The sequence below is a fragment of the Amycolatopsis sp. VC5-11 genome, from assembly GCF_037034185.1.
GTDB lineage: Bacteria > Actinomycetota > Actinomycetes > Mycobacteriales > Pseudonocardiaceae > Amycolatopsis > Amycolatopsis nivea.
On the sequence record NZ_JBAGKF010000070.1, the window covers coordinates 1 to 253 of the forward strand.

The window sequence follows — 253 nt, forward strand, 5'->3', positions numbered from 1 at the left end:
TGCTGGAGAACGACCTGCTGATCATCACCGGCGCCCTCGTCGGTTCCTCGGGTGCGTATCTGTCCTGGATCATGTGCAAGGCGATGAACCGGTCCTTCATCTCCGTCATCGCCGGAGGCTTCGGCATCGAAGCGGGACCGTCGGGGGACAAGGATTACGGCGAGCACCGGGAAATCACCGCCGAAGGCGCGGCGGAACTGCTGACCGGGGCGTCGCGGGTGATCATCACCCCGGGCTACGGGATGGCGGTCGC

General features: G+C 65.6%; 1 protein-coding gene. It reads left to right on the forward strand.

What is annotated here, in order from left to right; translation table 11 throughout:
- Window positions 1-253: NAD(P)(+) transhydrogenase (Re/Si-specific) subunit beta (locus tag WA670_RS45125; protein WP_336162329.1), on the forward strand; the 253-nt coding region annotated here is incomplete at both ends.